The sequence below is a fragment of the Bacillus cereus group sp. BfR-BA-01381 genome (assembly GCF_022663555.1).
GTDB classification, from domain to species: domain Bacteria; phylum Bacillota; class Bacilli; order Bacillales; family Bacillaceae_G; genus Bacillus_A; species Bacillus_A pacificus.
The window spans coordinates 52,597-70,456 of sequence record NZ_JAKUFR010000013.1 but is presented as its reverse complement, the minus strand read 5'-3'; the positions used below and the strand labels follow the sequence as shown (position 1 = coordinate 70,456).

Genomic DNA, 17,860 nt, shown 5'->3' with positions numbered 1-17,860 from the left:
TCCCTCATTTTCACATCATAATGGTACGTTTACTTTTACACTTGTTCTTTTTTTATCACTTACAACTTTAATTGTTCCACCGATTAATTCTACTCTTTCGCGCATCGTAGTCATGCCAAGTGATTTCTTCTCTTTTATATCCTTTTCTACAAAGCCGTTTCCTTGATCTACTATTTCTAATGATACATTCTTCTCCGTCACTTTGAAATAAATCGTCGCTTCTCTAACATTCGCATGCTTACTTACATTATTTAAAGCTTCTTGTCCAATTCTCCATAGCGCTTCCTCTACTACACGTGGTAAATCACGGACACCTGTAACTTGTTCCCGAATTTTCAATCCCAAACTTTCACCATATTGCTTTAAAGCTGGTAATAATCCTTTCTCTAAACCCGCTGGACGTAGTTGCCAAATTAACGTCCTCATTTCTTTTAAAGCTCCTTGCGCTAGTTCACGCATATCATGCAAAGATCGATCCACTTTTTCATTTTGACCTTTTAAAACTGCCTCAGCGCCTTTTGTCATAAAGGTTAACGAAAATAGCTTTTGTGAGACGGAATCATGTAAGTCCCTTGCTAACCGATTTCTTTCTTCCATTCGTACAAGTTCACGCCGTTGCTCATTTAATCTTAAATTTTCTATCACGAAGGAAATATGATTTGTAATTGCTTGAAGTACATCTATCGTATTCACATCAAATTCACCATTATTTGAACTAACACATAAAACACCAAATATGTGAGTTTGAATCTGTATTGGTGTAGCAATAACCGTCCTATTAGAGGCTACCTTATGACTGATTTGATGATTTAATAAAATAGGTTCACCTTTTTCTAATGCTTCTTTCGCTGCTTTTTTTATATCCTCTTGCAATTCTTCCTGGCAATAAGATGCCCGCAAGGATAATTCTTTCTCTTCCCTAATAAAGAATGCGACTTGATTCCACTGAAACACTTCACCTAATTGATCTACAACTTTTTCAGGCAATATATTAAATTGATGAATCGTTCTTAAAACTTGAATGAACCGTTCTAATTTCACATAATAATGTGCTCTTCGCTTTTCATTTTCATATAACTTTGCTCGTTTTAAAGCCGTTCCAATTTGGAAGGCAACTGATTGAAGCAATACTAATTCTTCTTCTGAAAAATGTGTTTTACCTGGGCTTGCCACATTTAACAAACCAAATTTTTCTCCTCCAGCCTTTAAAGGAACCGTAGCATGATGAAGAATTCCTTCTGTATCTCCCCAATTATATTCAATTGCATTATTAATTCTTTTACATTCAATAATATTAACAGCTCGTTCTAATTTTCCATCCACAAAGCCACGTAAACACCAACATTCCCCTTCACACATCGGACGTTTGTTTTCATATGTAAGTGCCTCCGGTAATTGATAATCAATTAATTTTGTATACCTACCATTTTCATCCGCAAGAAATATCCATCCTGTCGTTAAACCTGTTACACTCAGCAATTTTTCTAGTACTGCTTGCAATACATGATATGTATCATTTGATGTATTTAGTGTTTCTGCAATCTCTTTTAATATAACTAATTCATTTGTACGATTCTCTTGAAACATAATTCGTCTCCTACATACAAGATTTTACATAGTTCCTAACATAAATCATCTACTTTTCACTTTGTACTTATTCGTAACATTGATATAATGGTGAAAACATAGTTTTCATTATATCACCTGAGGGGGCTTTTCATAATGACATTAAATAAAGCACTTACTATCGCTGGTTCTGACACAAGTGGCGGTGCTGGTATACAAGCAGATTTAAAAACATTCCAAGAACTTGGTGTGTACGGAATGACATCTCTTACGACAATCGTAACGATGGATCCACATAACGGTTGGGCACATAACGTATTCCCAATCCCAGCTTCTACATTAAAACCACAATTAGAAACGACAATTGAGGGCGTTGGCGTAGATGCTTTAAAAACAGGTATGCTTGGATCAGTAGAAATTATCGAAATGGTTGCAGAAACAATCGAAAAACATAATTTCAAAAATGTAGTAGTTGACCCTGTTATGGTATGTAAAGGTGCTGATGAAGCATTACATCCTGAAACGAATGATTGCTTACGTGACGTTCTTGTTCCAAAGGCATTAGTTGTCACACCAAACTTATTTGAAGCTTACCAATTAAGTGGCGTAAAGATTAATTCTCTTGAAGACATGAAAGAAGCAGCGAAAAAAATCCATGCTTTAGGTGCGAAATATGTCCTAATTAAAGGCGGTAGCAAGCTTGGTACCGAAACTGCAATCGACGTCCTATATGATGGAGAGACATTCGACATTCTAGAATCAGAAAAAATTGATACGACAAATACACACGGCGCAGGCTGCACATATTCTGCGGCAATTACAGCAGAACTTGCAAAAGGAAAACCTGTGAAAGAAGCAGTAAAAACTGCTAAAGAATTTATCACAGCTGCTATCCGTTATTCATTCAAGATCAACGAATACGTAGGCCCAACACATCACGGTGCATATCGTAAATTCGTTGTATCAAAAGAGCTTGTCTAACCTATAAATAAAAACACCCACAGAGTGTGTATTTTCCCTCTCTGTGGGTGTTTTTATTTATAAGCTCTTCTGGTCATCTTATCTTTAAGATGCAGAACTAACCTGATTTCTACCATTTCTTTTGGAGTAATATAATGCATCATCAGCAGCTTGAATAAATTGCTCTGGTGATTCTTCATATACTGAAACGCCTACTGAAACTGTAATTTTTATTTTTGCTCCATTTAACAATTGGAATGAATGGTTTTCAACAGCTGTGCGAACCTTTTCCCCCGTATGCATTCCGTAAGCTAATCCCTTCTTTGGTATCAAAAGCGCGAACTCTTCTCCACCTTTTCGAAAGGACAAATTTGGGAACGGTGAAACTTCCCTTAAAATACAACCTATTTGTTTTAACACTTCATCTCCTGCAGGATGCCCATACGTATCATTTACACACTTAAAGTGATCAATATCTATAAGTAGTAAACAAAGTGAATCATTTTTCATACGCTTATTACCAATATGATGATTCATTTCTAAATCAAACTGCCTTACATTTCCTAAACCTGTCAATGCATCTATCGTTGCATATTGCTTCATCTTTTGAAATAACTCATTGGATTGTAATACATAATTTGTGCTTATGAATGTTATGTAGCCTGTAATAACACTAGAAACCAAATATAATCCCACTATGTAAATATCTTTAATTAGCCATATATATAGTGAGGGAATTAGAATAGATAAAATATATGTATGTAGCCATACCCATTTTTCTCCTAGAGAAAGGTTTAGACGCGAAATAAAGATACTACCTATCCCTATCGCAATAATTGTATAAAAAGCTACTTGAGAAGCTAATGAATAATCCATAAATACTAACCTAGTTACTAAAATCATACTAACAGCTATAGTACTCGCTATTGGGCCACCAATTATAACGGCTAGAATAACAGCTAAGTAGCGTAAATCCAATAGGATGGTACCAACATGAACACCGAAATACATTAGTAATATACCTAATATTCCAGTAAGAATACCTACTACACATTTCTGCCAAAAAGAGAACCCTTCTTCTAACGGTTTATCTCTTAAAAGCTGACCTCCAATAAAAATAAAGGAAAGAATAATGGTTGTGTTTACAAATAAGTCCCTTAACATAAAATAATCTCCCTACTTTTCTATCTATCCCTTTCCTTATTTTATTGTATACGAAATACCTATAATTCCCAAAGCTTTTTATTTATTTTTTGCTGTTCCACGTGAAACAGCAAAAAATAAAAAGGACGAAAATTCGTCCTTTTCACTAACAACAGCGCGAGATTTTTCCGCCCTTTGCATTAAATCTTGCTTCTTGCGCTTCTGCAAAAAATTGTTTTTGACATACAACTTCTTCTTCTGGATGATGCTTTTTCATATGCTCTACATATGTTTCATAGCTTGGTACCCCAACAAGTAAGCTAATAAAGTGTTTCCTTTGTCCCCATACTTGCCGTAGTCTTTTAAGCATAGTTCCTCGACTCACTTTCATCTCTAGGGATATATGGTGCCTCTTTTAGCGGCATCGGCTTATTTCTTAATACTTGAATCCAAATTCGAATTGCAGAAATTAATACAGCGATTACAACAATCATAAAAATCCCACAAAGTGCCGCATCAATATAATCATTGAAAATAATTTGCTTCATTTGGGCCACATTTTTAGCTGGCGCTAACACTTTCCCTTCATCTAATGCTCCTTGAAACACCTTTGCATGGGATAGAAATCCTATTTTAGGGTTTTCATGAAATAGCTTTTGATAACCCGCTGTCATCGTTACAATAAGCAATCCGACAGTTGGAATAAGCGTCACCCAAACATATGCCTTTTTTCCCATTTTGAATAAAATTGTCGTTCCAAGTAATAATGCAATACCTGCTAACATTTGATTTGCAATACCGAAAAGTGGCCATAATGTATTAATTCCACCAAGCGGATCAACTACCCCTTGATATAAGAAATAACCCCATCCTAATACACATAACGTTGTAGCTATTACATTCGCTAATGTAGAATCCGTTTTCCCAAATGGCTTATATACATGCCCTAAAATATCTTGAATCATAAATCGGCCGACACGCGTTCCAGCATCAATTGTTGTTAAAATGAATAGCGCTTCAAAGAGAATCGCAAAATGATACCAAAATGCCATCATGGCCGTTCCACCTATTACTTGTGAGAAAATATATGCCATACCTATCGCTAACGTTGGCGCACCACCTGTACGTGATAAAATCGTTTGCTCTCCAACGTTTACAGCGAGATCTTTTAGTTCGTTTGGTGTAATAGCAAATCCCCATGAGGAAATAACTTGAGCTGCCTGCGAGACATCTGTACCGATAAGTGCTGCAGGACTATTAATTGCAAAATACGTTCCCGGTGTTAATACACAAGCTGCAATCATCGCCATGGCCGCTACAAACGACTCCATTAACATTGCTCCATAACCGATTGGCTGTGCGTGTCCCTCTTGCTCAATCATCTTCGGCGTCGTACCTGATGAAACAAGAGCATGGAATCCAGACACTGCACCACAAGCAATAGTAATAAATAAGAACGGGAATAAGTTTCCAGAGAACACAGGACCAGTTCCATCAATAAATTTCGAAACTGCTGGCATTTGTAAATCTGGTGCTACAATTAAAATACCAATTGCTAATCCTACAATTGTTCCGACTTTTAAAAATGTACTTAAATAATCACGTGGTGCTAAAAGCATCCAAACTGGTAATGCCGATGCGATAAATCCATATACAATAAGCATAATAGCAATTGTTTCTCCGCTAAACGTGAACATACTTGCAAGCGCTGGATTTTCCGCTACATACTGCCCTCCAATAAGAGACAGTATAAGTAGGATAATTCCGATTACTGAACCTTCACCAACTCGTCCGGGCCTAATGTAGCGCATATATACTCCCATTAAAATAGCAATAGGAATCGTTGCTGCTATCGTAAACATTCCCCAAGGGCTTCCGACAAGCGCCTTTACTACTACTAATGCTAATACTGCTAATAAAATAATCATAATGCCTAAAATACCAATCATTGCAATAAGTCCTGTAACAGGACCAATCTCATCTTTAATCATTTCACCTAGAGATTTACCATTACGTCTCATCGAAGCAAATAAAATGACAAAATCTTGCACAGCTCCAGCGACAACTACCCCTACAATAATCCATATTGTCCCTGGCAAATATCCCATTTGTGCCGCCAAAATCGGTCCTACTAAAGGCCCAGCCCCAGCGATTGCTGCAAAATGATGCCCAAATAATACCCATTTATTTGTCGGAACATAATCTTTTCCATCATTTAATGTATGAGCTGGCGTTTGCCGATTATTATCTAAACCGAATACCTTTCTCGCTATAAATCTACTATAAAAGCGATAAGCAACTGCATACACACATACCGCTGCTACTAAGAGCCATACAGCATTAATAGTTTCACCTTGTGATAAAGCTATTACACCAAAAGCACCGGCTCCTACTGCTGCAATAACTCCCCAAAGTAAAATTGACTTCAATGTTCTCACATACAATCCCCCCAATACTATTTCTTAGTGGGATTGTACTAAATTTTCTGAATATTTAATTTGAATCCTCCCTATCATGAAGGATTTTTAGTTTATCATGTTAAAAAATTCGCATTATCTGCTATAATTCAATTTTATTTCGAAGTCGTTTCACATAATTACGACTTACTGGAATCGGTTGCTCATCATATTTATCTAAATACAGATTATATGTTCCATTATAGTAAGGCTTTAACTCTTGTACATATGACATATTAATTAAATAACTTTTATGCACACGTAAAAAATCATATGCATTTAGCTTATTTTCTAGCTCCTGGAGTGTATATGTTGAAATATACTGATTATTTGTTGTATAAATTGAAACTGTTTTGTTTTCCTTATTTTTGCTTACATATACAATATCTTCAGGGAAAATATACCGAATCCCCTCTTGACCTTCTATCGGTAGTTTACGCAAATAGCTCTTTGCTTTCTCACCTTGCTCTTTAGCCATTCTATATAAAAGGAATTGCAAATCTTCCTCGCGAAATGGGCGTAGTAAATAATAAACTGCTTGAAAACGAAATGCTGTAATGGACTCTTCTATATCTTCACCCATAAAAATAAATTTCGTATAACAATTTACTTCCCGTAATAAACTCGCATATTCAAAACCCGTTCCATCTAGTAATTTTGAATTTAAAAAAACAAAATCTGGTGTATGCTTCTTCATCATAAATAAGGATTCTGTTCCTGTATTTGCTTCAAAACATTCTACATTCCTTATATTTTCAGTAAATTTTTCAGCTAAACTTCTTCGCTCTTCTGCATCTTCCATGATCAGTAAAATTTTCATTTCTTCAACCACCTAATTCTTTTGTCCGTATGTCCTGTTGTATACATTCGCTTTTATAAGGAACATTCCCTTTTTCTTACTATACCATTATTTATCTAAAAAAACAGAAAAAAGGGAACCATCATGGTTCCCTCTGCCCTTTTATTCCGTTATTTGTAGGCAGTAAAACCCACTGAATGAGAAAACATGAGCTCTTAGTTTTACTACTCTAAAACATAATTGGTACGGGCCAATTATGAGATCACTTACCGATTAAAGTTTTACCTTATACTAATTCTCGTTGTTTCGTTTCTTGCCCAAGTATAATTACAGCAAATACGCCTATTAAAATTGATCCACAGAAAATCGTAAATATTAGTGATAGCGAAGCCTGTGAAGCAACTAAATATCCTACTAATAGCGGTCCAAGAATACCACCAATACGACCGAATGCTGCCGCCATCCCTGCACCTGTACCACGAATAACCGTTGGGTATTGTTCAGGTGTATAGGCATATAATGCACCCCAAGCACCTAAATTAAAGAATGATAGTAACATGCCTGCTACGATTAATACCGTTAATGACTCTGCCACTCCAAATAAGTAAGCACTGCAAGCTGTACCAATTAAATACGTAACCAAAACAAACTTACGACCAAGACGTTCAATAAACCAAGCAGCTGTGAAATAACCTGGCAATTGAGCTAACGTCATGATAAGTACGTATTGGAAACTTTTTATTAAACTAAATCCTTTTAATACCATTACACTAGGTAACCAAAGGAACATGCCATAATAGGAGAAGACAACAGAAAACCATAAAATCCATAACATAATTGTTGCCTTACGATATTCCCCAGACCAAACTGACTTTATATTTTCGATAACGGATGGCCTTTTTTCAACCTTTTGGAATCTTGGAGAATCCGGTAAATTCCATCTTAAATATAAAGCATATAGCGCTGGAACCGCACTCAATATCATCGCAACTTCCCAACCATATTTCGGTATAACAAAATACGAGATAAGAGCTGCGATTAGCCATCCACCTGCCCAAAAACTTTCTAATAGCACAACTATTTTGCCACGTTCATGTGCTTCAACACTCTCCGATACTAATGTAGAAGCAACTGGAAGTTCTCCACCAAGCCCCATACCAATTAAAAATCGTAAAACAAGGAACATAGCAAGTGTCGTCGTTAAAGCCGTTAAACCACTACCGATAGAAAATAATAATAATGTAATAATAAAGACTGATTTCCGCCCTATTTTATCTGATAGTATTCCAAAAACGAGCGCCCCGACCGCCATACCAATTGAATTAATGCTGCCTATCCAGCCCATTTCTTGGGTACTTAATCCCCAATCTTTTTGCAGCGCTACCATTACAAATGAAAGCATTCCAACATCCATTGCATCAAATAACCATCCAAGCCCCGCTATACCAAGTAGCTTTCGCTTCGAAATTTCTTTCACCTTGCCCACAAGAAGTCCTCCTTACACAGCTGTCTTTACACATCATTTTACATGTGTGAATTGTATAAGTAAAATACTTTCGTGTAAAAAATTCTCCTTCATCATTCCCAAAAAGTAAAATACTTATCCGACTATTTGAGGGCAGTAAAACCCCTCACCTCAAAATTCAGCTGAAGCAAAGGCGGATAGATTAAAAAAACATGACCATTAAACACCCGATTAGTGAGTGCCCGCAATCGGTAGTAGATGAATAAAAACTCACTTTATTAAAAATGGACAAATAAAAAAGTAGCGATAGAACGCTACTTTTTTGAACGCATGACTTCTTTTAAAAATTCCGCTAATACTAACTGACGACGCCAACGCGTTGGATTGCTACACAATCTATAAAACCACTCTAAATGAATCGCTTGAATCCATTTTGGTGCACGTTTTACCTCTCCAGCCCATACATCTAAACTTCCGCCTACTCCAACAGCCATTTTCGTTTCTAAACGATGCTTATTCGTTTGGATAAAGTTCTCTTGTCTCGGGAAACCAAGTGCAACAAGCAATAAGTCTGGTTTTGCCTTTTGAATACGAGAAACAATATTCTCTTCTTCTTCTTGTTTAAAATACCCATCTTGTATACCCACAATAGATACAGCTGAATACGTCTTCGTTAAATGATCTGCTGCAGCTTGTACAACATGTGGTTTTGCACCTAATAAGAAAACTGATACTGGTTTACTGTCTTCTGATAACGCCGCAAGTAAATTACACATTAAATCAAAACCTGCTACACGTTCCTTTACAGGTGTACCTAACATACCACTTGCTTTTACGACTCCAATACCATCAGGTGTAATTAAATCTGCATTTAATAATGTTTGATGGAATGCTTCATCCTTTTTTGCACACATAACAATTTCAGGATTTGCTGTTACTACCTGAAAAGTATGTGTTCGCTCCACTTCTAGTTGTTCTTTTAAATATTGGACCGTTTCATCCATTGTCATTGTAGAAAAAGGAACGCCTAGAATATCAACTGTTTGTACTGCCATAGTTAACTATCCTCTCTATCATTACAAGTTTTTGGCTATTAATTGCTTATATGTTTCCTTTGTATCTTCATATAGTTTTTGAAGTGAGAAGTTCATAATAGCATGCTCATAAATATGTTTCCCCATTGCTGCTAATTCTCCAGTTTTCCACTTATCATACGCTTCTTCTAAAGCTAATGCTAATGCCCTTCCATCATCTGTTGGCACAATCCATCCGTACGTTTCATCTACAATTAATGGTTCAATTTCTCCAGCCCTAGTCACAATTGATGGTACGCGTTGATTTGCCGCTTCTAATAAAACTAGTGGGAACCCTTCACTATGGGAGGTTAATAAATTCACATGTGACGACGCAAATAATTGTTTTACATCTTGACGATGCCCTAAAAACTCAACTTTATTATTAATCCCTTTTTCAGTAGCCAATGACTTTAGATTTTCTTCTAACGGGCCATCGCCAACTAACAATACTTTAATTTTCTCTAATTTTGTTCGTTGTAACGCATCAAATAGAACTTCATGTCCTTTCACAGGATGCAATCGTGCTACTTGGATTGCCGTAAATACATCTTCATCAATATTGAACATTTCTTTTTTATTATAACCTTCTGCTTTTTCCTTATCGTATTCAATTCCATTATAAATAACATGCATCTTTTCATTAGAAATACCTAAAGCAGCTAAACTTTTCTTTAATCTATTTGTTACAACAAAAAATAAATCTACATTTTTTAAGGATTTCAAATTTAATTTCGTAAAAACCCAACCTTTTAAGCCTTGTTTAGTAAAGTCTTCAAATGGATCACTATGAATAGTCGTTACCCATTTTGCCGTTATTCTCTTTTTCATTAAAGAAACATAGAAATTAGCCCTAGGACCATGCGTATGAACTATATCAAATTTTTCATTATTAATGAATTCGCTTATATTCTTTAAAATAGATAAATCATAGCGGGATTTTTGTGAAAACACATGGACTTTTATCCCTAACTCTCTTGCTTCTTTCGCAACAATTCCATCTTCAAATACCGCTAATTCTACTTCACCAGTTGGAAACTGATCGAGAAGTGAAATAATATGTGTTTTCCCTCCCCCATCTTCTGCTCCTGCATTCATATGCAATATCCTCATATTTTTTCCTCCTTTAAATCCTCGCCACATTTCCATCTATCTTTATTTTACTGTACTAAAAAATAAAAGCTAACAAAAGTTAGCTTTTATTTTAATCATTCAATTTCTAAGTCTACAATTAGATAAGCTAACACCACTACAAAGTAGATCCCAACTCCTGGTGCTGTTAAAATATGTCCTGCAATATAAGCAATACCTAATGCTAACAATAAGCTTGCTGCAATCATTCCATATTTTATATTAAATATCTCTTTAAACCTTGTAATAAATACTAATAGGATTCTTAAGCCGTAATAAATAAATGGAATCATTAGTAATGCAAAACCAATAATCCCAAAGTCATAAAACCAATCATGAAAGTCCATTTCAATTAGCTTTGGATCTGGCTGCTTTTGTTCATTATATTTAAAATTACCTGCATAACCCATTCCTAATAACTTTTGTGACGTTGGCGCTTCTTTAAAGAACTGCTTATGTCTTTCTTCATATACTTGACGTCCGCTGAAAATAAGATTTTCTTGATTTTCTTTCTTTTGCTCTTTCTCAAGCTCTTTCTTAACTTCCTCTTCTATCTTTGCCTTTTCTTCTGGCTTTTCACCTTTATGATGAGTTTCTTCTTTTGCTTTAAGTTCTTGCTCTTTTTTCAGCTTCTCTTTAATTTCTTTTTCTTTTTGACCTTGCTGTGCCACATTTTGCTCTGATAAATAGTTATTGTGAATGCCCATATTTTGTGCTAATGGCGTTTGTTTAAACGTTCCAACTACACCAGCTAATAGGACAATAGCAATTACTGCATTAAGCGCAAGGGATTTTTTGTTCGGATTTTTTCTATCAAATAATAATTGTAGTACAATGATCCCGATTGCTGCCGCTAACGTAGCACCAATTGAGCCCATTCCTACTTTCGTACCGACCTGAATTAATGAGTAAATCATTAAAAGCGATGGAATCCAATATAAAACGTGTTTCCAGCTCTTTGTCTTTTGAATAGAATATAGTACCACAATAGGGAAAATAATAGCTAAGATTGAACCTAGTTCATTCCCTGCATAGAACCAACCTCGAGAACCTACCTTCATCCATTCATAACTACCAAAGTCAGTAGATGTTGAAATAGAAATAACCATAATTGCGTTAATGATTAATGTAGAATATACAATACTATTTCGAACCTTATCACTAATATTAACTTTCTTTTTCAATGATTTTAAAGCTAAAATGTATGACCCCAGCATGATATATATATATAATGCTTTCGCAACGAATTTAACTTCTTCACCAAGTACAATAGGATCCTTAACTAGTTTGTTATTAATAAATCCTACCCCTAAAACTCCGGCTAATAATATAAGATAAATTAAAAACTTTCTATTTTCCTTCTCTTTTGCCTGAATTAAAATGTAAATACCACCAACAGCCATAATAAGGAATCTTACTAAAATTCCAACGGTAGCACTTGACTTTAATAAAGTGATGCTAAGAGACGTTAATAAATCTAAAACAGGCTGTAAAATAATAAAAAAGAGCAAAAACCGCTCAAATCTAACCCTAGCTTGATTTGCTAACATTCCAAGACCTCCATACAAAATCTTAACATTATCTTTTAATCATAATTTTTTATCATTCAAACACACCTAGCAATTATAACATAACTCATATTCAAATCGAGAACTATTTTTCCAGCTAAAACTAGCCAGGACAAGTATTAATCAGTAATAGAAATTACTGTCCTTTCGCTATACTCCCTATTTTTACAAAAGCTATCTAACAACCATCCCCTTATTTTTGTCAGTATATACATATTTTTTTATCATTTTATACAGATGTAAACAACATACCTAACATTGTAACATTTTACCAACTAGGTAACACCAAAAAAATGTAAAATTAATCTTTTCATATCTTCTTCAAATTACTTTATAGCTATTTTCCAAACATTTTCAAACGCTTTCTTTATGTATTTTATCCGTTTTTCTACATGTAGCGAAAAGTAATTGTTATTTCCAATACTTTAGTGTATATTTTTTCTCTGGAACATCTTTAAGAGGAAGGGATTAAGGCCATGTTATTAATCGATATATTTACGTTTCTTGGCATTATCGCCGCTGCCATTTCTGGTACATTAGTTGGTTTAAAAAAAGATTTAGATTTATTCGGTGTCCTTTGTTTAGCTGTAGCTACTGCGCTCGGCGGCGGTATTATTCGTGATATTATGATCGGTAACCTGCCTCCCGTCGCATTTGTTAAACCCATTTACTTTTTCGTAAGCGTATTATCAGCATTATTTACTTGTATGTTTTTTGAGCGTATCAATAAACTTCAAGTTGTTATTATGCTTTCTGATGCTGTTGGCTTAGGCGTTTTTACAGCTATTGGTGCAAATGCGGCAATGTCACATCATGTTGACGCCTCATTTTTAGTTGTTTCAATGGGAGTCATTACAGGTATTGGAGGCGGTATTTTGCGTGACATTTGCGCTCAAGATATCCCCTACGTATTCCGAAAAGAAATTTACGCCATCGCTTCTATTTTAGGGGCAATTAGTTTCCTAATCACATATGCAATGGGGGCACACGTATTGGCTTTCTATGTTTGTTTATTAGTAACATTCATTATTCGTGTTGTCACTGTCATATATAATGTACATTTCCCAGTTTTCTTTAAAACACATGCTAAAATTAATAAAGGTCATTAAGAGAATTCTATATGGAATTCTCTTAATTTATATACTATTCTACACACTAATATAGAGTAATTGCATATAAATATATATAATTATATTAGAACCAAAAAATGAAAACGCTTTACAAACAGGGGGAAGAACGATGCTTGGGGTTTTTAAAAAACATAACAATACAACAAACGTAAGTATACTTGAATTAAGTAAGAATCAACAAATCACTTTTAACGTTCCTACTAATTCTGAACTAAAAATTCAAATGGATATGCTACATATTTCAAAAGAAGATTTACAAATCGTAAAGGTACTACAACCTTTTATTTATGAAGAAATTGATTGGATTACTGAAAAATTCTATTCCAATATTACACAACAGCCTAATTTAATTACGATTATCGAACGTTATAGCTCTATTCCAAAACTAAAGCAAACTTTAAAAACACATATAAAAGAATTATTTAGCGGAGATATGCATGAAGACTTTATTGAACAACGTGTTAGAATTGCAAAAAGACATGTACAAATTGGGTTACATAGAAAATGGTATACTGCCGCTTATCAAGAATTATTCCGCTCTATCATGAAGATTTTAAAAACGAAAATTACAACAATTGACGATTTTTCTTATTCTATAAACGTAATAAATAAATTACTTACTCTTGAACAAGAACTCGTTATTGCGTCTTATGAATCTGAATATGAAAGAATGCAAAAAGAACTTGAAAAAGAAAAAGAAATAACAGCTATGACCATTACGCATATTGCAACAGAACTAGCATCTGTATCTGAAAAAACAAGCGCTTCTATTCAGCAGTTAACCGCTAAATCTGAAACGATTGTAGAAATCGCTAAAACAGGTACGTCATTAGCTACAACATCAGAAGAAAAAGCAAATAAAGGTAAAGAACAATTAAATGAGCAAAATAAACGAATGGAATACATTCAAACGAACATGGAAACGATTATTACAGATACACATGAACTTCTCGATATTTCTAACAAAATTAACGAAATTATAGATATTGTAAAATCAATTGCCGAGCAAACAAATTTACTCGCACTAAACGCTGCAATTGAATCTGCGCGCGCTGGGGAATTTGGCAAAGGCTTTTCTGTTGTAGCTGGAGAAATTAGAAAGTTATCAGAGCAAACGAAAGAATCTATATTTAACGTTACAAAGCTCGTTGAAAAAACAAATGAACAGATTGTTCGTGTCTCTTCTTCCGTGAAACAAATTAGCTCTCTCGTATCTGAAGGAACTGATAGTATGTCTGCAACGGATCAATACTTCCAAGAAATCGTAAAAGACATGTCTAACTCAAAAGAACAGAATAAAAAAATTGAAAATGAGTTAGAAACCATTTCACAAGTAATGAAAGGAATTCAAGACGATTCCTCAAAAATGGCTCTAACAGCTGATAGTTTACAACTAGAACTGAACCGATAGAGCGATTATGTCAGTAGAGATTCTTTATCTCTACTAGCTCTTAGTATTCATCTTCCATCCAAAAAAAGAATCCAAATTGGATTCTTTTTATTTTCTAAAGAATATTTTTTGACAATATACATAACTCATATAAACACCAAAGCTTTGCAAAATAAACAATGCTGGCACAATAAGATTATAATATGCCATATCGACTTGGAAGAGCTTTAACAATACGTATCCGCTAATTAATAATAAGAACAACATATATCCCTCGTTTTGTTGTTTCTTAATAAGGAAGTGTAATAGAGCGATAGTCATAAACAATGTTACCGCTATATATATCAGTTTTTCACATTTAAAAAGAATAGAATTTATTCCCTCATCTGAAAACTGATTTATCACCGGTTCTAAAAGTTTAAATCTTTCTCCCTCAATCTCTTTTAACTTTTGATCAATATGCTCTGTTACACTTTGATTTTTCGATACTTTTTCCTCACGTTGCGTTTTTCCAATTAAGATAGATTGAACATACGTCTCATTCGTAATCGTATATTGTGACAGTCCCATTGTCTTAATTCCATAATTCACACTAAAATGAGCACTATAAAACAGAATAAGTATCCCTATCGTCTTTAGTAACACTTTTTGTTTCGTTGCTGATTGAAACACTTCAATTAATAATACATATATCGTGATAAAAATAGGAAGAAATAATCCCATTGGGAAAATCATATTACTACATGCAAATAAAATCGCTGAAAACACCCACATATAAGGATGATCTAATCCTTTATATAAAAGTATGTAGCAAGCAAAATAAAATAAAAATATTGCAAGTGACTCAGGAGTTAATACGGAACTCATGAATATATTTGGAATATACAGAGCATAAAATGTGGAAGCAATACGACCGCATTCTTCTCCAAAAACCATTGCCGCAATACGATAAATAAAAAATGCAGTTCCTGCGCAAAATAACACATTAAATAGTTGTAAAGCAAATAATGTATCACCAAATATACGAATAATTACTGACTCATATATAATAAACGGCAAATGAGTTACAGTCCCTATATTATTACCAATTGCAATCTCCTTTGCAGACTCATACATCACTTTCATATCACCAATTATTGGAGTGTCTACAAATAACAGCATACTAAGCCTCACAACTATAGATATACTTATAAGAAAAATAAGAAATTGTTTGTCTGTAAAACGATATTGTAGAATTGATGCCACTAACAAAATGAGTATGACGAAAATTGCCAATATGATTGTTACACTTGTTGTACTTCCTCCAAAAAATTGCTTACTTGTCTCAAATGCTGTCCAACAACTATAAACAAAAAATGCGAGCATCGCACCAATCGTAATTTTATTGAAGAAAGATGAAAAATTTGTTTGTATATGATTCATATGTCCATTGCACCTCTATTTCCATTCATAACAAAACGATTCTATCATGAATGGGTACACGGCTGATAGGGAATTTCTATGACAAATACATAGTCATTACTTTTTACTTGCAATGTAAGCGAATCCTCTTTTACACTACATTTTAGATAAAATAAATTTTCTTTCAGTTACATGAATACAAATACAGAAGTTTAAATAATCCTCTTTTGGAATACGCTTTACTTTATTAAATATCTAATATGAGTAATCCACTTACACATATTATTCTGATTGAAAACAGACTATAGGGGCTGAATATATGGAAAAGAAATTCATGCGAGAATCAAAAGCAATTAAAACAACACGTGTTTTTCCTAACGATTTAAATAATCACCAAACACTTTTTGGAGGGAAATTATTAGCAGAAATTGATAGTATTGCTTCAATTGCGGCTGCAAGACATAGTCGTAAACATTGCGTAACAGCATCTATTGATTCAGTTGATTTTTTAACTCCAATTCACCAAGCTGATTCTGTTTGTTATGAAGCATTTGTATGTTATACAGGGAAATCTTCAATGGAAGTTTTCGTAAAAGTAATCGCTGAAAATTTATTAGCAGGCGAGCGTAGAATTGCCGCCACTTGCTTCATTACATTTGTGGCAATAAAAGATGGAAAACCTTCGTCCGTACCACAAGTACTTCCTGAAACTGAGGAAGAACATTGGTTACACACAACCGGTTCAGAACGCGCGGAAAATAGAAAAAAAGGACGTTTAAAAAGTAAAGAAATGGCTGAGGTTTTAACTTTAAATAAACCTTGGAATATTTAATACGATACTCTTCCATATACATGCATAGGTTCTTTCTTCCTTGCATGTATTTTTTATACAAAATATTCTCTCTTATCCTTTTATTCTCAATCTGTTCTCTTAAATCATGCACCAGCTTTTCCTTTATTTTGTTATACTGTTAATGGTATATTAAATAAAGTTCGTTTAAAAATAACCATAATATGATTAAGTATATAAGGGATGGTGCGGTAATGACTATTGAAGTACCAATTTCAATACCAAAAACGTTAATTATTATTCCAGCGTATAACGAGGAAGAAGCAATTGCAGATACATTAACAAGATTATTAAAACTAAAACAGCATTTTACTGGATTAAGCATTTGCGTTATTAATGATGGATCACACGATAAAACAGCTCAAATCGTAAAAGAATTTCCTGTTCACCTTGTGAATTTACCCTATAATCTAGGTATTGGCTCAGCTGTACAAACTGGATATAAATACGCATATGAGAATGGATATGATATTGCGATTCAGTTCGATGCTGATGGACAACATAACCCAGATGATTTATATAAAATTATAAAGCCTATCGCTGAAGATGAATGCGATATGGTACTAGGGTCACGTTTTACAGAAAAAACAGCATATAAAGGTAGTATTTCCAGAAGAATCGGTATTTTTTATTTTACTGCCCTATTGAAAGTACTAACAAAACAAACATTTATGGATCCAACTTCTGGATATCGTGCTATCAATCGAGAAGTAATTACAATTTTTGCACACAATTATCCAAAAGATTATCCAGAACCAGAAGTTCTTATTCATTTAAAAAAGAAAAAACTTCGCATTAATGAAATATCTGTAAATATGCAAGAGCGACAAGGTGGACAATCTTCTATCACACCTTTTAAATCTGCATATTACATGATTAAGGTAAGCCTTGCTATATTGATGCAAAAAATCGTGAAAGGTTGATAATA

At 34.2% G+C, this 17,860-nt stretch carries 15 protein-coding genes and 1 pseudogene; 6 read left to right on the top strand and 10 right to left on the bottom strand.

Going from position 1 to position 17,860, the window contains the following annotated elements:
- Positions 1–15: 15 nt before the first annotated feature.
- On the bottom strand, positions 16–1,587 hold the full coding sequence (locus MR079_RS07015; RefSeq protein ID WP_139868571.1) for a GAF domain-containing sensor histidine kinase: 1,572 nt from the start codon (positions 1,585–1,587) through the stop codon (positions 16–18).
- A 135-nt stretch (positions 1,588–1,722) separates the two neighbouring features.
- On the opposite strand from MR079_RS07015, the gene pdxK reads away from it, so the two are divergent.
- A complete protein-coding gene (gene pdxK / locus MR079_RS07010; protein WP_000174249.1) occupies positions 1,723–2,547 on the top strand; it encodes a pyridoxine/pyridoxal/pyridoxamine kinase in 825 nt (274 codons plus the stop codon).
- An 84-nt stretch (positions 2,548–2,631) separates the two neighbouring features.
- On the opposite strand, the gene MR079_RS07005 is transcribed toward pdxK, so the two are convergent.
- The 8 genes from MR079_RS07005 to MR079_RS06970 all read right to left on the bottom strand — a co-directional run bounded on the left by MR079_RS07005 (position 2,632) and on the right by MR079_RS06970 (position 12,143).
- Positions 2,632–3,690, bottom strand: a complete 1,059-nt coding sequence (locus MR079_RS07005) for a GGDEF domain-containing protein (protein ID WP_139868575.1) — start codon at positions 3,688–3,690, stop codon at positions 2,632–2,634.
- A 145-nt stretch (positions 3,691–3,835) separates the two neighbouring features.
- On the bottom strand, positions 3,836–4,039 hold the full coding sequence (locus MR079_RS07000) for a YbdD/YjiX family protein (RefSeq protein WP_000919824.1): 204 nt from the start codon (positions 4,037–4,039) through the stop codon (positions 3,836–3,838).
- Entirely contained in the window at positions 4,032–6,107 is a 2,076-nt protein-coding gene (gene cstA, locus MR079_RS06995; protein WP_001259569.1) for a carbon starvation protein CstA, read from the bottom strand. The genes MR079_RS07000 and cstA overlap by 8 nt, the downstream gene beginning before the upstream one ends.
- 121 nt (positions 6,108–6,228) lie before the next feature.
- The gene (locus tag MR079_RS06990; protein ID WP_000698249.1) at positions 6,229–6,945 is read right to left on the bottom strand and encodes a LytR/AlgR family response regulator transcription factor; all 717 of its coding nucleotides are present in this window, start codon (positions 6,943–6,945) and stop codon (positions 6,229–6,231) included.
- Positions 6,946–7,210: 265 nt separating this feature from the next.
- On the bottom strand, positions 7,211–8,410 hold the full coding sequence (locus tag MR079_RS06985) for an MFS transporter (protein WP_087955226.1): 1,200 nt from the start codon (positions 8,408–8,410) through the stop codon (positions 7,211–7,213).
- Positions 8,411–8,703: 293 nt separating this feature from the next.
- A complete protein-coding gene (locus MR079_RS06980) occupies positions 8,704–9,444 on the bottom strand; it encodes a WecB/TagA/CpsF family glycosyltransferase (RefSeq protein WP_139868578.1) in 741 nt (246 codons plus the stop codon).
- A gap of 21 nt (positions 9,445–9,465) precedes the next feature.
- Positions 9,466–10,575, bottom strand: coding sequence for a glycosyltransferase family 4 protein (locus MR079_RS06975; protein WP_242293754.1), 1,110 nt, complete (start codon positions 10,573–10,575; stop codon positions 9,466–9,468).
- Between the two features lie 95 nt (positions 10,576–10,670).
- Positions 10,671–12,143 (bottom strand): O-antigen ligase family protein, encoded by a 1,473-nt coding sequence (locus MR079_RS06970; protein ID WP_139868580.1) that lies wholly within the window; start codon positions 12,141–12,143, stop codon positions 10,671–10,673.
- A gap of 494 nt (positions 12,144–12,637) precedes the next feature.
- Here MR079_RS06970 and MR079_RS06965 point away from each other — a divergent pair, with 494 nt between their 5' ends.
- The 3 genes and pseudogenes from MR079_RS06965 (at position 12,638) to MR079_RS29440 (ending at position 14,702) form a co-directional block, all read left to right on the top strand.
- Positions 12,638–13,270: a trimeric intracellular cation channel family protein gene (locus MR079_RS06965; RefSeq protein WP_000924376.1), complete on the top strand. Its 633-nt coding sequence runs from the start codon at positions 12,638–12,640 to the stop codon at positions 13,268–13,270.
- 130 nt (positions 13,271–13,400) lie between these two features.
- Positions 13,401–13,898, top strand: a pseudogene (locus tag MR079_RS29445) (protoglobin family protein); the annotation flags it as partial.
- Between the two features lie 63 nt (positions 13,899–13,961).
- Positions 13,962–14,702: a methyl-accepting chemotaxis protein gene (locus tag MR079_RS29440; protein ID WP_370530095.1), complete on the top strand. Its 741-nt coding sequence runs from the start codon at positions 13,962–13,964 to the stop codon at positions 14,700–14,702.
- An 87-nt stretch (positions 14,703–14,789) separates the two neighbouring features.
- Here MR079_RS29440 and MR079_RS06955 read toward each other — a convergent pair whose 3' ends face one another.
- A complete protein-coding gene (locus MR079_RS06955) occupies positions 14,790–16,103 on the bottom strand; it encodes an ArnT family glycosyltransferase (RefSeq protein WP_242293753.1) in 1,314 nt (437 codons plus the stop codon).
- A 298-nt stretch (positions 16,104–16,401) separates the two neighbouring features.
- On the opposite strand from MR079_RS06955, the gene MR079_RS06950 reads away from it, so the two are divergent.
- Together MR079_RS06950 and MR079_RS06945 are read left to right on the top strand one after the other, a co-directional pair.
- Positions 16,402–16,914, top strand: a complete 513-nt coding sequence (locus MR079_RS06950; protein WP_000412121.1) for an acyl-CoA thioesterase — start codon at positions 16,402–16,404, stop codon at positions 16,912–16,914.
- 212 nt (positions 16,915–17,126) lie between these two features.
- Positions 17,127–17,855, top strand: a complete 729-nt coding sequence (locus MR079_RS06945) for a glycosyltransferase family 2 protein (RefSeq protein ID WP_000151538.1) — start codon at positions 17,127–17,129, stop codon at positions 17,853–17,855.
- Positions 17,856–17,860 lie beyond the last annotated feature (5 nt).

Bases quoted from the DNA above. Each gene is read 5' to 3' on its own strand.
- MR079_RS07015 (WP_139868571.1), bottom strand. From the start codon at position 1,587: ATGTTTCAAGAGAATCGTACAAATGAATTAGTTATATTAAAAGAGATT.
- pdxK (WP_000174249.1), top strand. From the start codon at position 1,723: ATGACATTAAATAAAGCACTTACTATCGCTGGTTCTGACACAAGTGGC.
- MR079_RS07005 (WP_139868575.1), bottom strand. From the start codon at position 3,690: ATGTTAAGGGACTTATTTGTAAACACAACCATTATTCTTTCCTTTATT.
- MR079_RS07000 (WP_000919824.1), bottom strand. From the start codon at position 4,039: ATGCTTAAAAGACTACGGCAAGTATGGGGACAAAGGAAACACTTTATT.
- MR079_RS06990 (WP_000698249.1), bottom strand. From the start codon at position 6,945: ATGAAAATTTTACTGATCATGGAAGATGCAGAAGAGCGAAGAAGTTTA.
- MR079_RS06980 (WP_139868578.1), bottom strand. From the start codon at position 9,444: ATGGCAGTACAAACAGTTGATATTCTAGGCGTTCCTTTTTCTACAATG.
- MR079_RS06975 (WP_242293754.1), bottom strand. From the start codon at position 10,575: ATGAGGATATTGCATATGAATGCAGGAGCAGAAGATGGGGGAGGGAAA.
- MR079_RS06970 (WP_139868580.1), bottom strand. From the start codon at position 12,143: ATGTTAGCAAATCAAGCTAGGGTTAGATTTGAGCGGTTTTTGCTCTTT.
- MR079_RS06965 (WP_000924376.1), top strand. From the start codon at position 12,638: ATGTTATTAATCGATATATTTACGTTTCTTGGCATTATCGCCGCTGCC.
- MR079_RS29440 (WP_370530095.1), top strand. From the start codon at position 13,962: ATGCAAAAAGAACTTGAAAAAGAAAAAGAAATAACAGCTATGACCATT.
- MR079_RS06955 (WP_242293753.1), bottom strand. From the start codon at position 16,103: ATGAATCATATACAAACAAATTTTTCATCTTTCTTCAATAAAATTACG.
- MR079_RS06950 (WP_000412121.1), top strand. From the start codon at position 16,402: ATGGAAAAGAAATTCATGCGAGAATCAAAAGCAATTAAAACAACACGT.
- MR079_RS06945 (WP_000151538.1), top strand. From the start codon at position 17,127: ATGACTATTGAAGTACCAATTTCAATACCAAAAACGTTAATTATTATT.